Origin of the sequence: Saccharococcus sp. Marseille-Q5394 (genome assembly GCF_946901335.1) — a bacterium.
Classification (GTDB): Bacteria; Bacillota; Bacilli; order Bacillales_A; family Planococcaceae; genus Sporosarcina; species Sporosarcina luteola_C.
Map to the genome: position 1 here is coordinate 1,123,714 of NZ_CAMPPQ010000001.1, position 16,914 is coordinate 1,140,627.

The following is a 16,914-nucleotide window of genomic DNA, read 5'->3' on the forward strand; positions in this document are numbered from 1 at the left end:
ATATCATAGAGTGCAGAAATGACTATTCATTTTTACTTTTCTATAAGTTTGCTATATACTATTAATTAGTTCGACGTCCGTAATAAGTATGTTGGTAAAGGGAGAGATGAGAATGGTAAAAAATTTACCGCCACGTTCAGCAGTGAACACTGAAGAAACATGGAACTTGGAAGACCTATTTAAAACTGAAGAGGACTATAATGCAGCGATTGAACAGCTCGAAAGTGAAGTCGTATCCTTCGAAGAGCGCTTTAAGGGAAACATCAATGATGAGAAAACCATCATCGAAGCTTTAGATGGATATGCTTCCCTCATGGGCAAAATGGTGCCGATCGGAACATACACAAGCCTAGCGCATAGTGTGGACCAAACGAATGATGAAGCGCAAATGCGCGCTAGCAAATATGGCTCGATCGCATCCAAACTCGGGAGCCAGCTATCATTCTTCACAAGTGAACTTTCAGAAGTGTCGGGTGAGTTATTGGAAAACGCGATGAACCAATCCGAGGAGTATAAAAACTATCTTGAAGAACTGATTCGTCAAAAGCCGCATAAGCTTCATCCTGAAGTGGAAAAGACATTGGCGGCATTCTCTTCTGTACTGAACGCCCCATACGGATTGTACAATACGACAAAATTAGTTGACATGAATTTCAATGATTTTGAAGTCGACGGCGAAAACTATCCCTTAAGCTATACGACATTCGAAGGCGGATGGGAGTCCGAAACTGATACAAAAAAGAGACGAGCTGCCTATGATGCTTTCCATGCAAAATTGAGAGAGTATCAGCATACGACTGCAAAGACATACGACATGCATTTGCAGAAGGAGAAAACGACTTCAGATCTTAGAGGCTATAAAGATGTGTTCGAATACCTCCTCTTCACCCAGGAAGTAGACCGCTCCATGTACGACCGCCAAATCGATTTGATCATGAAACATCTTGCGCCGCATATGCGCAAATACGCAAAGCTTCTTCAGAAGGTTCACGGCCTTGACGAGATGACTTTCTCAGATTTGAAAATTTCATTGGATCCGAACTATGAGCCGAAAATCACGATTGAAGAATCCAAGAAATATATCAATGATGCGCTGGCCATCATGGGTGACGATTATATGAATATGATCGATCGGTCCTATAAAGAGCGCTGGACTGATTTTGCACAAAACGCGGGTAAATCGACAGGCGCATTCTGTTCGAGTCCTTATGGCGTCCATCCTTATATTTTGATTTCCTGGACAGGCAGCATGGAAGATGTTTTCGTTTTAGCGCATGAACTAGGGCACGCGGGACATTTCTATAACGCCCACCAGCACCAGAACATTTTCAATTCACGTCCATCCATGTACTTCATTGAGGCACCTTCGACGATGAATGAAATGTTGATGGCGAATCACTTGCTTTCCAATTCGGATGATCCGAAATTCAAACGTTGGGTCATTTCTTCCATCGTGGCGCGGACATACTACCATAACTTCGTCACTCACTTATTGGAAGCAGCATACCAGCGTAAAGTGTATGAGCGCATCGATGCAGGCGGCAGTGTGAATGCAAATGTATTGAATAGCCTTAAGCGCGGTGTCCTTGAAGGATTCTGGGGAGACGACGTGAAAATCAACGAAGGCGCGGAATTGACATGGATGCGCCAACCGCATTATTACATGGGCTTGTATCCATACACATACAGTGCCGGCTTAACGATTTCCACTCAAGTTTCGAAACGTATTTTGGAAGAAGGGCAACCAGCTGTTGAGGATTGGCTGAAAGTATTGCAAGCAGGTGGCACGAAGTCCCCTGCCGAGCTCTCCAAAATGGCGGGAGTCGATATTACGACGGAACAGCCTTTACTTGATACGATTGCGTATATCGGTGAATTGGTTGATCAGCTTGTTGAATTGACTGAAGAGATTGAAGCTGCACAAGTGAACTGATTTTGGATGAGCTGTCCCTTTTAAGGAGGGGCAGCTTTTTTATTGATGTTGTTATTCGTTTTTCCATCCGATATGATAAATACAAATCTATTCGTGTTGCTAGTTAATCATTTCTGAAATGAGGGGTTCACTTGTCTTCTACACAATCCAATTGGTATGTCCGGTTCGGCTGTCTCGCGCCAATCATTGGAATAGCTGCCATGTTTTATTTTATAAAGCGAGATGCCTTCCTTCCCGGCTTTATCTTTTTCGCCTTATTCTTCGGGTTTGCAATACTCTTTTTATCCCTTTCCACGCGGACAGAAGAAAAGTTGAAAGCAAGTCAGAAGGAATATATGGACACCTTCCAACCAAAGTCATCGATTTTTTTCGAATCGCATTCTTTTATTGCTGATGATTTACTTTCAAAAATCGCTGTTGACGAAAGGAATCGCAGAATCCATTTTTGGGAGCCTGCTCCCCTGATCGATGGCAAGCGAATAACAAAAGCATTTCACAAAATGCCATACATACTTTCTGACTATCCTTATTCTGCACTATTGGCGGTGGAAGTTTATGAAAATGGCACACGCCAGCAAACCGTTGTGAACGAAGCCGATGGGACAATGGAACGCATCGAAAAGCTCGGCCAATCCGTCGTACAGGTCATCAATAAAAAGATACCAATTGCAAAAAAGGCGATTCACCGCAGAGTTGCCAATGTTGAATTGAAGATAATTATCGATGACGAGACGAAACCGGTCCGCATCATCCGGTTCTATGCCAATCTCGATAAACGGCTGAGAAGGGATTCCAAGGAATATATAGACTTGCAACGTCAGGTCGACCATTGGGTTTCTCTCTTGACGTTCATCATGAATAATAAGCAGAATAATTGAAGCCGCCACCCGTTTCGAAACGGGCGACGGCTTTTTCCTTTCCCGTAAAAAATCATGTTGAGTTTCCTCTGAAGCATATAGTAGAATGAAAGCACAGCGTAGTCAGACGAGTCTAAAAACTATGAAAACGAGGTCGTTACATGTTGATTGCAAACCGTGTACGAAACATGCCAACCCATTTCTTTTCTTCATTAGTTAAAAAAGTCGATGCGGCCAAGGCTGCAGGATTGGACATTATCAACTTAGGAAGGGGCAACCCGGATCAGCCGACACCTGCTCATATCATCAAAGCTTTGCAACAAGCTTCGGAACGTCCGGAAACTCACGGATACTCGCCATTCAACGGCATTCCGGAATTCCGGGAAGCTATCTCGGAGTTTTACAAACGTGAATATGATGTAGATGTGGATCCGAATACAGAAGTCGCGGTTCTAGGCGGATCCAAAATAGGACTTGTCGAAGTTCCTTTGGCGATGATGGATGAAGGCGAACTGCTATTGCTGCCCGATCCCGGGTATCCGGATTATTTATCGGGAGTGAGTCTTGCGAACATCACTTATGAAACGATGCCTCTCCTTAAGGAAAATGGGTTTATGCCCGATTTCGATGCATTAACTGAAGACGTGAAGCAGAAAGCGAAAATCATGTATTTGAATTACCCGAACAACCCTACAAGCGCAGTTGCGACCGTCCCCTTCTTTGAAGAAGCGGTTTCATTTGCCAAGGAAAACGAAATCTTCATTTTACATGACATGGCGTATGGCGGAATTGGTTTCGACGGTGAGAAGCCTGTCAGCTTCCTGCAAGCAAAAGGTGCAAAAGAGATCGGAATTGAAATGTACACATTATCGAAGACATACAACATGGCCGGCTGGAGAGTCGCCTTTGCCGTTGGGAATCGACAAATGATCGAGGCAATTAATAAACTTCAGCACTACTTATTCATCAGTCTTTTTCCAGCAGTCCAACACGCCGCTATCGCTGCTTTGACAGAAGATCAGGCATGTGTACGTGAACTGACTGCATTGTATGAGAGACGTAGAAATGTACTCATTGCCGAATGCAAACGGATCGGATGGGATGTAGAAGCGCCCAAAGCGTCCTTCTTCGCCTGGCTGCCCGTTCCGCCAGGCTATACGAGTGAGGCGTTTGCGGATATTCTTCTACACCAGGCGGGAGTCGTCGTTGCTCCTGGAAACGGCTTCGGCACGCACGGCGAAGGTTATGTGCGGGTCGGCCTGCTGGCAAGTGAAGAGCGCATTGCAGAAGCCGTCCGCAGAATTGAGAAGTTGGGGATATTTTCTGTGAGTGAAGCATGATATGAAAGGGCCGCCTTCGGTTGAGGCGACCCTTTTTCACGCGCGACGAATGGTGGCTTTGGGCGCGAGGTTGTCTGCTTTGGGCGTGGGACCCACCTTTTTGGGCGCGGAACCGCCTTCTTTGGGCGCGGAGCCCACTGAGATAATACCATCTAATAAGACAAACTATAAAGCGCACACTTATAATCAATAGTATAGGAGTGTTGCTAAAATGGAAACAAAGCCAAGGATGTATACGTTTGAGGAGAAAAAGGAAGTAGTGGAACTATTTTTTGAGGGCTATACAGTTAAAGAGTTGATGGAGAGATTTGATATATCCAACCGAAGAAGAATCTATGAGTGGTCCAAGAAAGTGCGGGATGCCAATTCATTTGACGTCTTAAGGGATCGGCGTGGCCTGATGAATAAAGGAAGAAAGAGGAAGGAATCCATCGAAGAGGAAAATGAACGTCTGAAATTAGAGGTTTTGTATTTAAAAAAGCTTATACGGCTGAGAGAGGAGTGAATGCGACACAAGCCGATTTTGAATTTGTAGAAGCTCATAAGGATGAGTTCTCAATCACGATGTTGACCAAGATAACCGATCATCTAAGCCGTACTCATTACTATAAACTTCTTGACGGTAAAAAGGGGCCGACGCGGGAAGAACGGGATAAGCCGTTATTGAACAAGATGTTGTCCCTCTATATCACCCACGGAGGAAATCTGGGAAATGAGAGGTTCAAGATCGAGCTTTATGAAAAATATGGTGACGTCGTAAATGTGAAGAAGATTTCACGGATGCGGAGGATGTATAACCTTCCTTTGAAGACGAAACGTAGAAAGCCGAGAAAAGCCGGGGAGATTCATCATATTGTAGGTAACCTGTTAAATCGTAATTTCAAAGCGAAGAGACCTGGAAAGAAACTTTGCATCGACATCACCTACCTGAAAGTCGTCAAGCCACGTGAGAACTTCCTGTTCCTCTGCGCCATCACGGATCTGTACAACAATGAAATCGTTGCCTACAGTATCGGGGAGGACATGACGACAGGGCTGGTGTTCAAAGCACTTGATCAACTAAAAGAAAAAGGACTTGTAAAAAAGAACACGATCCTACACAGTGATCAAGGTGTTCAATTCACAAGTCCCAGATACGTGAACCGGTTGAAGGAAATGAAAATCATCCAATCGATGTCCCGCAGAGGCAACTGCTGGGACAATGCCTGCATCGAAAGCTTCTTCGGCAAGTTGAAGACAGAGATGCCGGGCTTCTCCGTTCCGGAGACCCGTAAGGAGATGATCAAAGCCGTCACCGATTACATCACCTATTATAACGAATTGAGGCCGCAATTGAAATTAAAGAAGAGTCCAATCGCTTACCGGCTGACTGAGGCTGCTTGAGCGGAAGGAACGCAAGGCACTGGCTGGCGACTTTACGTGGAGCAGCAGGCATGATAGCCTCATCGGGTAGAACCAGCTGTCACCGGCTGGTTATCCTGGTTCGGGAATCATGCCTGCAGAGGCTCCATGTCAAGTCGCAAACCGGTATATTTGTAAATAAATGAGATGTGCGCAACAAAAATTACTGAGCGTTTTATTAAGTGTCCTATTGACAGGTAGTAAGTCAACCTCTTTGGGCGCGGGACCCACCTCTTTGGGCGCGGGACCCACCTCTTTGGGCGCGGGACCCACCTCTTTGGGCGCGGGACCCACCTCTTTGGGCGCGGGACCGCCTTCTTTGAGCGCGGAGCCCACTTTTTTGGGCGCGGGACCCACCTCTATGCGCGTGGGACCGCCTTCTTTGGGCGCGGGACCTGCCTTTTTGGGCGCGGAACCGCTCACTTTGAGCGCGCGATACCTATTCTTACTTTTCGAATCCAATATGGAGTGAATCCGCGATATGTTTATAGCCGATTTCCTTATAAATCTTATTCGATGTAGGGTTCATCATATCCGTATAAAGCATGCAGAATTCATAGTCTTTCAATAGCTCCTTCGAACCTTGCGCGACCATCGTGCGGGCATAACCTTTTTTCCGTTCCTCTTTCGGTGTAAACACGAGAGACACGGTGACGCTGTTTTTTGTAGGTCTTGATTTCTTCATCATCGAGACGACTTTCCCTTCATCCTCCCATAGGAAAACTTCCCGGGCATCGAGGAATGCCGCGACCCTTTCTTGAATGAGCTCCGGTAATGTCCTATCCAGATTGGCATCTTCCTCGAACAATGCAAACCATTTTTCGATTAGCGGAGCATCCTCGCCGGAAGCGAACCTCCAGCTTCCCGGGCTCATCTCTAGCTTCTCCTCAACTTCATCCAACCGATAAAGTCCCTGATCCATGAGCAGTCTTTGCTTCTTCCCTGTTTGACGCTCCCAAACGTCTGCGAATGCAATCGCCCATTGTTTCACGCTGATGATAGATGGAACAGGCACTGAAGCCGATCGCAATTCCCGTACGATGAAATCGATTGTCTCATCCTTCCTGCTTTCATCCACAATGACGAGATTTAACGGATGTGGCGGGGTCATCTGCAATAAAGCAAGCGCCTCTCCCCTATCCAAAACAACCGCCATGAAAGGATTTTCATATTTCCCCGCTTTTATCGCTTGCAAGATACCGTAGAAAAGGCTGAATACATCCTCGTTTTTCTCGATGACCGGCTCCGCCACCTCCGCAAATTTCTCAGCATCCTCATATTGAACAAACTCCATCCAAATCCCCCATTTCGTTTCTGAGCATTATATACTCTAGTAACTGAATTGTCACGGTATTTTTTCAATGAATAAAAAAGGACATGCAGCAAACGACTGCACATCCTCATGTTATGTAATCTAGTATTCATTTCACCAAAGCATCGGTTTTTGCACCATGAGCCAAAGCATAACGAGCATCAATCCTATATAGATCCAAGCAGTCGTCGTCAGAACGGTCAGAATTTCCCCTTTATGGCTATTGGGTAAATAATATCTTCGGAGAACCTTTGTAAATCCGCTTGACAGGAAAACGCCGGATGCTAGCATGATTGCAAGGGTCGTAATCACCCAGGATGTATACCATGGCCATGGACCGGTCAGCAAAAGCAATGCGCCGGAAATGACGAGCAGATGACCGGCATGCATGACTAGCCTGATAATAATCTTGATAATCGTCAAGTATGCATTTTCGGTTGGAAGATCGACGTTCCGCAGCCTTTTGATTGTCGGCAACAATAGGAATAACGGGCCGATTGCAAGGACTGCGGAGACGACGTGGACAAATACAATTGTCCCATACATGTATTTCATGTCATCTTACTTTGAGACTGGGCTGAATTCGTGAACCCAGACGCTCATTGTCGGAAGCCATGGCATTTTCGGGTGCAAAGCAAGAATTGATTGCTTGTAATCCTCCATGTTAGCAAACCCTTCCTGCTTCGCATGTTCATCGGTCATTTCACCAAGTGTCTGTTTGTAGAGCTTATCAATTTTAAACTCTTTTCCATCTAACACCATTATCTCATCTGGATACGCATAGACGCCATTCCGTCTTGTTGCGGTTTTTTCACCTTTTAATACTCTTTCGACATCTTCTGGAATAGTGACGAGCCGTTCAACCGAGCAAGTCTTTTCTGGTAATCCATTCATAATGCATCGCTCCTCTTCTGAATCTACCTCTATCATATCGATTCCCTGTCAATACTTCCAGACGTAACGATTGTAAACTTTGCAGCATCATACTAGAATTTCACGATACAGTCACAATCATTACGATTGAATTGGAATGAATTCTTACTTCACTTCTACTGTAAATTCCTCATGCTCATGCAAGCCGTCTTTATTTTTCACATGAATCTTCACTGTGTACACCCCAGCTTGCTCGAATGGATGGACCGCTGTGTATTCACCTTGTGTAGTTTCCTCTGCATCAATCCAAAGATGCTTTTCACCGAGGACATCGCTTGAAACCTCATAACGCACATTCGCATCTACAAGAGGCTTTCCGTCAATCTGTAAGTGGGTCATCAATTCCGTTTCTTCACCCGCCGCAACATTTTCCGGCTTCACGAAATGGAGCGCAAAACCTTCTGCATGTCCATGGTCGTGTTCATGTCCCTGTTCCTCGCCTTCAGCCTGTGCACCTTTACCGATTGTCACTTGTTTCACGGGCATCGTATGCAGATCTCTTGCGTCCACATGTACTTGAACATGGAATATTCCGTCGTGTTCAAATGATGTTTCTGCTGTATAGGTGCCGTCCTTTTCATTGACGGAGTCGATCATGACTGAGTCGTCTTTCTTCCCTTCTTCCCACACTTGGTAGACGACTTTATCAGCATCACTTACCTTTTCCTCCCCGTATGTAACGAGGGCTTCCATATTCACTGTATCGCCCACTTCGGCCTGTTCGGTTACTGTCAAGTCAACTTCCAATGGCAGCACTTCCACTGCAGAGCCGTCATCCACATCTTTTCCGCAAGCGGATAACATACCTAACCCGATGATCAGGCCAAGCAGTTTGTATCTCTTTTTCATGATGGTTCCCTCCACTGTTTCTTCTATTTGAATAAACGGATTAACCTAATATGATATTATCAAGTAAATGCGAAGTAACTATGAAGTGTAGCTGTTCATAAGTATTTCACATCTACCAAGTAAATTATAATTGATTATATCTGTGAAATGAGGATATTTTGATGAAGCCATATACGATTTTAATTATAGATGATGAACCGCAAATGAGGAATTTAGTGCGCACTTTCCTTGCAAAAGACGGTTATGCCGTCGAAGAAGCGACTGACGGCATGGACGCTTTGACGAAAGTGTATAATCTGCAGCCCCATTTATGTATTGTAGATGTCATGATGCCGTATATGAACGGATTCGAATTTGCCAAAGAAATGAAGCGGAAGACGAACATCCCTATAATTTTTTTATCCGCTAGAGGAGAGGAATGGGATAAGGTGGAAGGCCTTAAAATTGGAGGCGATGATTATATTGTCAAGCCATTCATGCCAGGCGAGCTGATTGCAAGAGTGGAATCCGTTTTAAGAAGATCGTATCAACACCAACATCAATCTCAATCATTACTAACAGTCGGACCTCTCGTCATCGATCATCTTGCGCATAAGGTCACTTTGAATAACGAGCCGATTTCTTTAACGGTGAAGGAGTTCGGAATCCTGGAGACGCTTGCTAGAAAACCTGGACGTGTCTATACGAGGGAACAACTATTGAGCCTCGTATGGGGGGATCGCCACAAAAGCACCGATCGTACCATTGATACACATATCAAGACATTACGGTTAAAATTGGGAGAAGCGGAAAGCATGATTGAAACGGTATGGGGCATCGGCTATAAGCTTGAGGTGAAATGATGAAAAAGCTCACATTGAGCAAAAAGATATTAGTTGTCCTATTATCGAGCCTCGCTTTCACGATCCTATTTTCATTTTTCTTTATACACTTCCTTTATTCCAAGCTGTATCTTTCGAGCATTGAAGAATCAATCGTCTATCAAGGAAAGAGGACTGCATCCCATTACCATTACGGCGAGTTGAGTGATGAAATCATTGAAAAGATCCAATGGTACAACATCGTCTCCGAATACGAAGTAATTGTTGTGGACCAGTTGGAAGACCTGACTTCTTATTTCCCCTACAAAATCAATTATGAAAATCTTGTCAGCAATGCGGACCGGGAAAGGCTCAATCAAGGCGCTTATATTATGAAAAAAGGCTATGTAGAGGAGTTGGATCGCGAAGTTCTAGGAGCCATTTTCCCAATCAAGGGCGAAACGGGTCTACTCGGATTCATTTACATATATATCCCGCTCGCAGCGATTCAAGATGTCTTTCGGGAAAGCATTCCCCTGCTGGTATCTGTAGGCACTTTGTTCTTTTTTGTTCTGTTTCTTGTCTTGAATCGTGCATGGCAGTCGCTGTTCAGACCGTTACAGGATCTCCAGCGGCTTTCGGCTGAAGTTTCTAAAGGGAATTACAGCAGCCGAATCGAAACCGACCGCGAGGATGAGATCGGCCAATTGGCAAATGCATTCAACTCGATGAGCCTGTCACTCGAGGAGCAGGAAAATCGGAAAAAGGAATTTACGTCCAACCTCGTCCATGAGCTGCGGACTCCATTGACGTATATTGGCGGCTATACACATGTCTTGAAGGAAAAGATCTATTCATCACCCGAAGAAGCGGAGAGCTACTTGACGACGATTGAAAAAGAAACTGTGCGTTTGAATAAGCTGATCAATGATTTGGTCGAACTGAATCACCTACAGGAGGAACTGTATGTCCTTATCGATGAACCGATTGTCATAGCGCAAATCATTTTGGACACGCTGGATTTATTCAACATTCTCATTTCAGAAAAAGGTTTGGAATTGCGGATTGATATTGAGGAAGACCTTATTTTGACAGGCGATCCGAAGAGGATTCAGCAAGTTTTGTACAACATCATCGACAATGCCGTCAAATACTCCACCGATGAAGGGATAATGGCAATTCAGCTTAAGTCTGTAGGGCAATATGCAGAATTAAAAGTGACAAATGAAGGGATTGTCATACCTGAAGACGATATCGGCAGGATCGGAGAGCGTTTTTTCCGAACCGACAAGGCTAGGAACCGAACGACTGGAGGGTCGGGACTCGGACTATCGATCGTGAAGGAGATCATTCGTCTGCATGGTGGCACCTTTTCCATCGAAAGCGATGAGGCGGCTGGAACTACGGTAACTGTCCGTTTTGTAAATCAGATGAAAGATGGGGATGTATCTTGAAAACAATCAGATTGCTTTTCATGCTTGTCATTGCCGGGTTTCTGTTGTCCGCTTGCGGCCAGCCGAAGCAAACGGGCAGGCAAGTGACCTCTTTCTCATTCACGGATCAAAATGGTGATCTGTTCGGCACCGAACAGCTTTCCGGAAAAGTGTGGATTGCAGATTTTATATTCACCGCCTGCGAATCGGTCTGCATTCCAATGTCCCAAAAAATGTCCGACTTGCAATCAGCATTCAAGGAGCAAGGCATTGAAGTGGAATTCGTGACATTCACCGTCGATCCGGAAACTGATACACCGCAACTATTAAAGGAATATATTGGACAGTTTTCGGAAGACGAGTCGAACTGGCATTTATTGACGGGGTATTCGCAGGATACAATCGAGAAATTGGCATTAAATCAATTCCAAACGATTGTACAGAAGCCGAATGAAACCGAGCAAGTCATCCACGGAACGAACTTTTACATCATCGATCAGCAAGGCTATATCGTGGATGAATATAGTTATTTCGAGGAGTCATTTGAAGAACAAATGATCAGTGAAGTGGAACGACTTGTGAAATGATACCGGATTAATTGGCGCAGAAGCATAAACCTGATAGCATGGTTGCAATATACAATTTCCAGGAGGAATCCTATTGAAAGAATCCGTCTCTTCTTTACATTATTTCACAATCGAGCGGTCAATCGATTGGTTTACCCAGAAACACCAGCAAACGACCCGCACCCTTCTTTTATCCGAGGAAGCAATCGTCACATCGGAACATACTTTTTCATTGGAGCATGTCCTCGATGTTTCGTATCGCCCATTTTCAAATGGCACAGGGCTTTTTTACCTGCATACGAATCGGGGAGTTTTCACTTTTGGCGTCAAGGAAGATCCAAATGAATTCATCAGATCCTATAAGCGGTTAAAAGGCGATCCTTTCTCTATTTAACGTACGGGGCACTTCCTTTTGTTTAATTTGTCTTATTTGAGGTATAGATAGTACAAATACAATTGGGAGGTAATTTTACTATGGTTTTGAAAAAAATCGTTGAAAATGCAGTACAAGCTAAGAAGGAAATTGATGAATTGACGACACAAGGATATACTCATGACGATATCTATATTTTTGCCCATGATAAAAAAAGGACCGAACATATTACGGATGCACTTGACACAGAAACTGTCGGCATGAAGGAACAAGGCTTCCTTGACAGTATGAAAAACATGTTCACTTCCCGTGGAGACGAACTCCGCAGCAAAATGGAGGCAGCCGGATTGACAGCAGAGGATGCCGCTGATGCAGAAAAAGAGCTTGACCACGGAAAACTTGTATTGATCGCGAAGAAGTAATGCCTTTTTATGGACAATTACTGGATTTTCTAACGTAATTTAATTCTGGCGGCTGTATCCCCCACTTTTAATGGGGAGCAGCCGCCTTTTCATTTAATCGTACCTGCATTCTACACGTAACGCCTTTTTTCCGTTATGATATGTAATGAAAGCAGGTGCAATTCTTTGGATAATAAATTATGGAAAATAGGTTTTTTTACAGCTCTGACTTCGTTCGTGCTGCTCATCTTAGGGATTCGGACCGTCTTAGGGACAGAATTGGTGTTCAAGAACTACTTGACGTTCGGTGTATTCAGTCTAACCGTCGGCATACTGGCGTCTTCTTTGCTCTTCTATAAAATGAAGATTGCCTTCCGGATTTTCATGGCCGCCCTCATATTAGGATTCGCTGAGTTTTTCCGCAGCTTCCTCATGGACCAAAACGGATTTGGAGACCTAATTGGAGTCCTATCGTTATTCATCATCACGACGTTCGGTTTTGGGCTCGGCATTATAGTGCAATTCATCGTCATCGGCATCCGAAAATTAAAAGAATAGGAATGGATGAATGGCCGCCTCATATATATGAAGTGCGGTCTTTTTTTTGCGTTCGAGTAAAACTATTGGAAATTCATTGAATAGTAGGTTTCCAAGAGATATAGTGAAATAGGGAGAATCTTTTTCAAAAGGGGATGTTTTTATTGAAAAGAAGAACGGCCGAACCTTACAAGATTAAATGTGTGGAGACGCTTTCCATGCTAACTTATGAGGAACGCAAAGAGTCACTTGAACGAGCTGGGTATAATACGTTTTTGATTGATTCGCAAGATGTGTACATCGATTTGTTGACTGACAGCGGGACGACGGCGATGAGTGACGCGCAATGGGGAGCGCTAATGACGGGCGATGAAGCTTATGCCGGAAGCAAAAGCTGGAAGCGACTGGAACAGGCCGTCCGTGATGTGTATGGCTATCGCTTCGTACTGCCGACGCATCAGGGTCGAGGTGCGGAAAATATCTTGTCGCAGCTAAAAATCAAAGAAGGCGACTATGTACCAGGCAATATGTATTTTACGACGACACGCGCCCACCAGGAGATGAATGGGGCAACGTTTGTCGACATCATTATTGACGAAGCCCATGATCCATCCATCGACCTGCCGTTCAAAGGGAATGTCGATTTGGATAAACTACGGAATTTGATTCAAAGAGTCGGTGCTGAAAAGATTCCATACGTCTGCCTGGCGGTCACCGTGAATCTGGCAGGCGGCCAGCCTGTCAGCATGCAAAATATGAGAGAGGTCTATGAACTGTGCAAATCTCACAATATCGATGTTATGCTCGATGCGACGCGTTGCGTTGAAAACGCTTACTTTATTAAGGAGCGTGAGGTTGGATATGCGGATCGACCTGTTTCGGACATTTTAAAGGAAATGATGTCGTATTCCGACGGGTGCACGATGAGCGGGAAAAAGGATTGCCTTGTGAATATCGGCGGATTCCTCGCGATGAATGACGAGAATCTCTATATCCGTTCACGCGAGCTCGTTGTGGTTTATGAAGGTATGCCTTCCTATGGCGGAATGGCTGGCCGGGATATGGAAGCGATGGCAATCGGTATTCGCGAAGCGGTCGATGACAATTATATTGAACACCGGATTGGTCAGGTCAGACATCTCGGGCAACAGCTTTTGGATGCAGGAATTCCGATTGTGCAGCCGATTGGCGGCCATGCGGTCTTTTTGGATGCACGTGCATTCCTCCCCCATTTGAGCCAAGAGGAATTCCCGGCACAGGCACTTGCCGCTGCCCTCTATTTGGATTCGGGTGTGCGGAGCATGGAGCGCGGAATCATTTCCGCGGGACGAGATTTAAAAACTGGCGAGCATAATCGGCCGAATCTCGAGCTGGTGCGTTTGACGATTCCTCGCAGGGTGTATACGAATAATCATATGGATGTCGTGGTCGATTCGATTTTGGCGCTATATGAAAAAAGGGATTCGATTTGCGGGTTGAATATGGTCTACGAGCCGCCGACACTCCGTTTCTTCAATGCACGTTTTGCGCCGCTATCGGAAACTGGTGAGTTGATCGGCGAGGAGAATAGGAAGATTAACGCGTAGGTTGGTAATGAAGCCCTTGCGCGATTAATTGAGCCCTTGATGCAAAAAACGCATGCCATTTTTACTGGCATGCGTTCTTATGATTTATTTCGCTACTTTATCTTTCTTGATTTGCTTGCTTCGCAATTGTCCGCAAGCCGCGTCGATGTCCGTACCTTGCTCCCATCGGACGCCGCAGTTAATGCCGCGCTTTTTCAACGTATCGTGGAACGACTTGATCGCTTCAGGTTTGCTTCGTTGGTATTGCCCGTGCTCATCGACCGGGTTATACGGGATGAGGTTGACGTAAGACAAATGACGTTTATTATACAGTAGTTTTGCCAATTGCTCGGCTTCAGCTACGTGATCATTCACGTCATCCAACAGAATGTATTCGAAAGTGATCCGGCGGTTTGTCGTTTCCAAATAATAATCGATCGAGTCCATCAGCTTTTCAATCGGATACGCTTTATTGATTTTCATGATTCTCGTCCGCAGATCATTGTTCGGCGCATGAAGGGATACCGCCAAATTGATTTGGATATTTTCTTCAGCGAACTCGCGGATTTTCGGTGTCAGGCCGCTCGTTGAAACGGTGATGTGACGCGCACCGATTGATAACCCTTTTTGATCATTAATGACACGGAGAAAGTTCATCAAATTCGTATAGTTGTCGAACGGTTCGCCGATACCCATGACGACGATATGGCTGACACGTTCCCCATTTCCTACTTCATCAAGATGCTGTTGCACTTTCATGATTTGACCGACGATTTCCCCGGCATCCAAATCCCTGTTTTTCTTTAATAAACCACTGGCGCAAAAACTGCAGCCGATATTGCATCCGACTTGTGTTGTTACACATACTGAGTGGCCGTACGGGAATTTCATCAAAACGGTTTCAATCAAGTTCCCGTCCTGCATTTTGAAAAGGAATTTGATCGTCCCGTCGTCGGAAACTTGCTTTACCGACTGTTCAAGCGTCTGTATTACAAAATTCTCATCCAAAAGTTGGATGCACTCTTTATTTATATTTTTCATGTCTGCAAAGTCCGTGACACGCTTTTTGTAAAGCCAGTCCCACACTTGTGCAGCACGGAATTTCTTTTGTCCATTTTCGACTAGCCAATCTGTCAGCTGTTCGAGGGTCAAGCCGTAAATTGATTTTTTCATGTCAATTCCTCACTTCTCACTTTTGCATTCGGTTATTATACCATGAAAACGGCGAAAACAGAAGAAAAAAGCTGCCTCATCTACAGACAGCTTACATTACTTTGGCTCATTCGCCTTGTTTTTATCCTGTTTTATTTTCATAAGTAGAACGAATACATTCATAAGTGCCAAGACAGTGAAGAAAATGGCGATGCCCGTCTGTCCTTTTGTGAAACGGTCTATTGCAAAATAGCCTAAGAAGATGATCAATGCGATATCGATGAATTTCGGTGTAGTCATCTGGATGCTCCTCCTTTACGCTAAAACTTCCATTTGACAACAGTATAGCAGTTCCCTGTCCCGCATTGCCATCCTCTTTTTCAATTTCGGCTATCGACTGCAAGCAATTGTTCCAGTTTTCGAAGCAGGCTGTCCATCTGTTCGTCCGTACCAACCGAAATGCGTAGATAGTTATCGATATCAGGTTGATTGAAGTGACGGACGAGAATCCCTTCTTCTTTCAATTGCATATACAACTCGGATGCAGCCTTGTGGGAATGTGATGCGAATACAAAATTCGCTTGTGACGATAGCACGTAAAAGCCCATCTCCTTCAAAACTTCACTAAGTCGGTCCCGTGTCTCTTTAATTTTCAATACCGTGCTGTCGAAGTACTCCTGGTCTTTGAATGCAGCCGTCGCCCCGGCGATTGCAAGCCTGTCCACCGTATAGGAGTTGAATGAATCCTTGATCCGCACAAGTGCCTCAATTAAATCTGGATGGCCGATTGCATAGCCGACCCGCATGCCTGCAAGTGATCGAGATTTTGATGTCGTCTGAATGACGAGAAGATTCTTATAGGACCTCACCAATTCCACAGCAGATACGGTTGCAAAATCAATATACGCTTCATCGATAATGACTACTCTTTCGGGATTATTGATTAAAATGGATTCGATTGATGAAAGCTCCATATAAAGGCTCGTCGGTGCATTTGGATTCGGTATGATGACTCCGCCTTCAGATCCGAAGAAGGATTCCGCGGGCAAAGTGAAATCTTCATTCACACGAACTAGCTCATATGGAATGTTGAACAGCTTTGCGTAAACCGGATAAAAGCTATATGTGATGTTCGGAAAGCGGATTGGTTTATCCGGATGGAAGAAGGCCATGAATGAAAAGGCAAGAACCTCATCCGACCCGTTTCCAACGAAAACTTCGTCCTTTGACAAGTCGTACGTTTCTGCAATGACTTGTCGTAGTCCGTCCGCTGTCGGGGATGGATATAGCCGGAGCTTTCCCTCCAACTCTTCCAATATCGCCTCTTTTACGCGTGGACTTGGTGGATACGGGTTTTCATTCGTATTCAATTTGATGATATCCGGCTCATTCAGTTGTTCACCCGGCACATACGGCTCGGTTCTTTTCACCATTTCGCTCCAAAATTTATTCATTCCGCCAC

The 16,914-nt window shown here is 44.9% G+C and carries 19 protein-coding genes; 12 read left to right on the forward strand and 7 right to left on the reverse strand.

All coding sequences use genetic code 11. The annotated features are described in order from the left end of the window. Nucleotides 1-112 precede the first annotated feature (112 nt). From pepF to OC538_RS05625, 5 genes are all read left to right on the forward strand, one after another. The gene (pepF, locus tag OC538_RS05605; RefSeq protein ID WP_251694079.1) at nucleotides 113-1,933 is read left to right on the forward strand and encodes an oligoendopeptidase F; all 1,821 of its coding nucleotides are present in this window, start codon (nucleotides 113-115) and stop codon (nucleotides 1,931-1,933) included. A gap of 131 nt (nucleotides 1,934-2,064) precedes the next feature. Next, complete coding sequence (locus OC538_RS05610; protein WP_262173610.1) at nucleotides 2,065-2,811, forward strand: hypothetical protein; 747 nt, start codon at nucleotides 2,065-2,067, stop codon at nucleotides 2,809-2,811. A 140-nt stretch (nucleotides 2,812-2,951) separates the two neighbouring features. After that, nucleotides 2,952-4,130 carry a pyridoxal phosphate-dependent aminotransferase gene (locus OC538_RS05615; RefSeq protein ID WP_262173612.1) on the forward strand — a complete coding sequence of 393 codons (1,179 nt, stop codon included), beginning with the start codon at nucleotides 2,952-2,954 and terminating at the stop codon, nucleotides 4,128-4,130. Nucleotides 4,131-4,341: 211 nt separating this feature from the next. Beyond that, on the forward strand, nucleotides 4,342-4,635 hold the full coding sequence (locus OC538_RS05620; RefSeq protein ID WP_262173613.1) for a helix-turn-helix domain-containing protein: 294 nt from the start codon (nucleotides 4,342-4,344) through the stop codon (nucleotides 4,633-4,635). Beyond that, nucleotides 4,632-5,513 carry an IS3 family transposase gene (locus OC538_RS05625; RefSeq protein ID WP_262173614.1) on the forward strand — a complete coding sequence of 294 codons (882 nt, stop codon included), beginning with the start codon at nucleotides 4,632-4,634 and terminating at the stop codon, nucleotides 5,511-5,513. Before OC538_RS05620 ends, OC538_RS05625 begins: the two co-directional genes overlap by 4 nt. A 463-nt stretch (nucleotides 5,514-5,976) precedes the next feature. Here the strand turns inward: OC538_RS05625 and OC538_RS05630 are convergent, their stop codons facing one another. The 4 genes from OC538_RS05630 to OC538_RS05645 all read right to left on the reverse strand — a co-directional run bounded on the left by OC538_RS05630 (nucleotide 5,977) and on the right by OC538_RS05645 (nucleotide 8,625). Next, entirely contained in the window at nucleotides 5,977-6,825 is an 849-nt protein-coding gene (locus OC538_RS05630) for a GNAT family N-acetyltransferase (protein WP_251694076.1), read from the reverse strand. Between the two features lie 132 nt (nucleotides 6,826-6,957). Further along, nucleotides 6,958-7,389, reverse strand: a complete 432-nt coding sequence (locus OC538_RS05635) for a hypothetical protein (protein ID WP_262173616.1) — start codon at nucleotides 7,387-7,389, stop codon at nucleotides 6,958-6,960. 15 nt (nucleotides 7,390-7,404) lie between these two features. Beyond that, the gene (locus tag OC538_RS05640) at nucleotides 7,405-7,737 is read right to left on the reverse strand and encodes an ASCH domain-containing protein (RefSeq protein ID WP_251694074.1); all 333 of its coding nucleotides are present in this window, start codon (nucleotides 7,735-7,737) and stop codon (nucleotides 7,405-7,407) included. A 144-nt stretch (nucleotides 7,738-7,881) separates the two neighbouring features. Continuing rightward, a complete protein-coding gene (locus OC538_RS05645; RefSeq protein ID WP_262173618.1) occupies nucleotides 7,882-8,625 on the reverse strand; it encodes a FixH family protein in 744 nt (247 codons plus the stop codon). A gap of 161 nt (nucleotides 8,626-8,786) precedes the next feature. On the opposite strand from OC538_RS05645, the gene OC538_RS05650 reads away from it, so the two are divergent. From OC538_RS05650 to OC538_RS05680, 7 genes are all read left to right on the forward strand, one after another. Beyond that, complete coding sequence (locus tag OC538_RS05650; protein WP_251694072.1) at nucleotides 8,787-9,467, forward strand: response regulator transcription factor; 681 nt, start codon at nucleotides 8,787-8,789, stop codon at nucleotides 9,465-9,467. Further along, entirely contained in the window at nucleotides 9,467-10,879 is a 1,413-nt protein-coding gene (locus tag OC538_RS05655) for a sensor histidine kinase (protein WP_251694071.1), read from the forward strand. Before OC538_RS05650 ends, OC538_RS05655 begins: the two co-directional genes overlap by 1 nt. Further along, a complete protein-coding gene (locus tag OC538_RS05660; protein WP_251694070.1) occupies nucleotides 10,876-11,445 on the forward strand; it encodes an SCO family protein in 570 nt (189 codons plus the stop codon). Before OC538_RS05655 ends, OC538_RS05660 begins: the two co-directional genes overlap by 4 nt. Nucleotides 11,446-11,518: 73 nt before the next feature. Beyond that, on the forward strand, nucleotides 11,519-11,818 hold the full coding sequence (locus OC538_RS05665; protein WP_251694069.1) for a hypothetical protein: 300 nt from the start codon (nucleotides 11,519-11,521) through the stop codon (nucleotides 11,816-11,818). Between the two features lie 80 nt (nucleotides 11,819-11,898). After that, a complete protein-coding gene (locus OC538_RS05670; protein ID WP_251694068.1) occupies nucleotides 11,899-12,219 on the forward strand; it encodes a general stress protein in 321 nt (106 codons plus the stop codon). A gap of 165 nt (nucleotides 12,220-12,384) precedes the next feature. Continuing rightward, entirely contained in the window at nucleotides 12,385-12,756 is a 372-nt protein-coding gene (locus OC538_RS05675) for a hypothetical protein (RefSeq protein WP_251694067.1), read from the forward strand. Nucleotides 12,757-12,899: 143 nt separating this feature from the next. Then, nucleotides 12,900-14,321: a tyrosine phenol-lyase gene (locus OC538_RS05680; RefSeq protein ID WP_251694066.1), complete on the forward strand. Its 1,422-nt coding sequence runs from the start codon at nucleotides 12,900-12,902 to the stop codon at nucleotides 14,319-14,321. A gap of 84 nt (nucleotides 14,322-14,405) precedes the next feature. Here OC538_RS05680 and rlmN read toward each other — a convergent pair whose 3' ends face one another. The 3 genes from rlmN to hisC form a co-directional block, all read right to left on the reverse strand. After that, nucleotides 14,406-15,473, reverse strand: coding sequence for a 23S rRNA (adenine(2503)-C(2))-methyltransferase RlmN (rlmN, locus tag OC538_RS05685; protein WP_251694065.1), 1,068 nt, complete (start codon nucleotides 15,471-15,473; stop codon nucleotides 14,406-14,408). A 96-nt stretch (nucleotides 15,474-15,569) separates the two neighbouring features. Continuing rightward, nucleotides 15,570-15,752, reverse strand: coding sequence for a hypothetical protein (locus tag OC538_RS05690; protein WP_251625194.1), 183 nt, complete (start codon nucleotides 15,750-15,752; stop codon nucleotides 15,570-15,572). Nucleotides 15,753-15,832: 80 nt separating this feature from the next. After that, nucleotides 15,833-16,906 carry a histidinol-phosphate transaminase gene (gene hisC, locus OC538_RS05695; RefSeq protein ID WP_251694064.1) on the reverse strand — a complete coding sequence of 358 codons (1,074 nt, stop codon included), beginning with the start codon at nucleotides 16,904-16,906 and terminating at the stop codon, nucleotides 15,833-15,835. Nucleotides 16,907-16,914 lie beyond the last annotated feature (8 nt).

Coding starts and splice junctions, on each gene's coding strand:
- rlmN (WP_251694065.1), bottom strand. CDS start 15,473: ATGAAAAAATCAATTTACGGCTTGACCCTCGAACAGCTGACAGATTGG.
- OC538_RS05640 (WP_251694074.1), bottom strand. CDS start 7,737: ATGAATGGATTACCAGAAAAGACTTGCTCGGTTGAACGGCTCGTCACT.
- OC538_RS05690 (WP_251625194.1), bottom strand. CDS start 15,752: ATGACTACACCGAAATTCATCGATATCGCATTGATCATCTTCTTAGGC.
- OC538_RS05650 (WP_251694072.1), top strand. CDS start 8,787: ATGAAGCCATATACGATTTTAATTATAGATGATGAACCGCAAATGAGG.
- OC538_RS05635 (WP_262173616.1), bottom strand. CDS start 7,389: ATGTATGGGACAATTGTATTTGTCCACGTCGTCTCCGCAGTCCTTGCA.
- OC538_RS05655 (WP_251694071.1), top strand. CDS start 9,467: ATGAAAAAGCTCACATTGAGCAAAAAGATATTAGTTGTCCTATTATCG.
- hisC (WP_251694064.1), bottom strand. CDS start 16,906: ATGAATAAATTTTGGAGCGAAATGGTGAAAAGAACCGAGCCGTATGTG.
- OC538_RS05630 (WP_251694076.1), bottom strand. CDS start 6,825: ATGGAGTTTGTTCAATATGAGGATGCTGAGAAATTTGCGGAGGTGGCG.
- OC538_RS05645 (WP_262173618.1), bottom strand. CDS start 8,625: ATGAAAAAGAGATACAAACTGCTTGGCCTGATCATCGGGTTAGGTATG.
- OC538_RS05615 (WP_262173612.1), top strand. CDS start 2,952: ATGTTGATTGCAAACCGTGTACGAAACATGCCAACCCATTTCTTTTCT.
- pepF (WP_251694079.1), top strand. CDS start 113: ATGGTAAAAAATTTACCGCCACGTTCAGCAGTGAACACTGAAGAAACA.
- OC538_RS05620 (WP_262173613.1), top strand. CDS start 4,342: ATGGAAACAAAGCCAAGGATGTATACGTTTGAGGAGAAAAAGGAAGTA.
- OC538_RS05670 (WP_251694068.1), top strand. CDS start 11,899: ATGGTTTTGAAAAAAATCGTTGAAAATGCAGTACAAGCTAAGAAGGAA.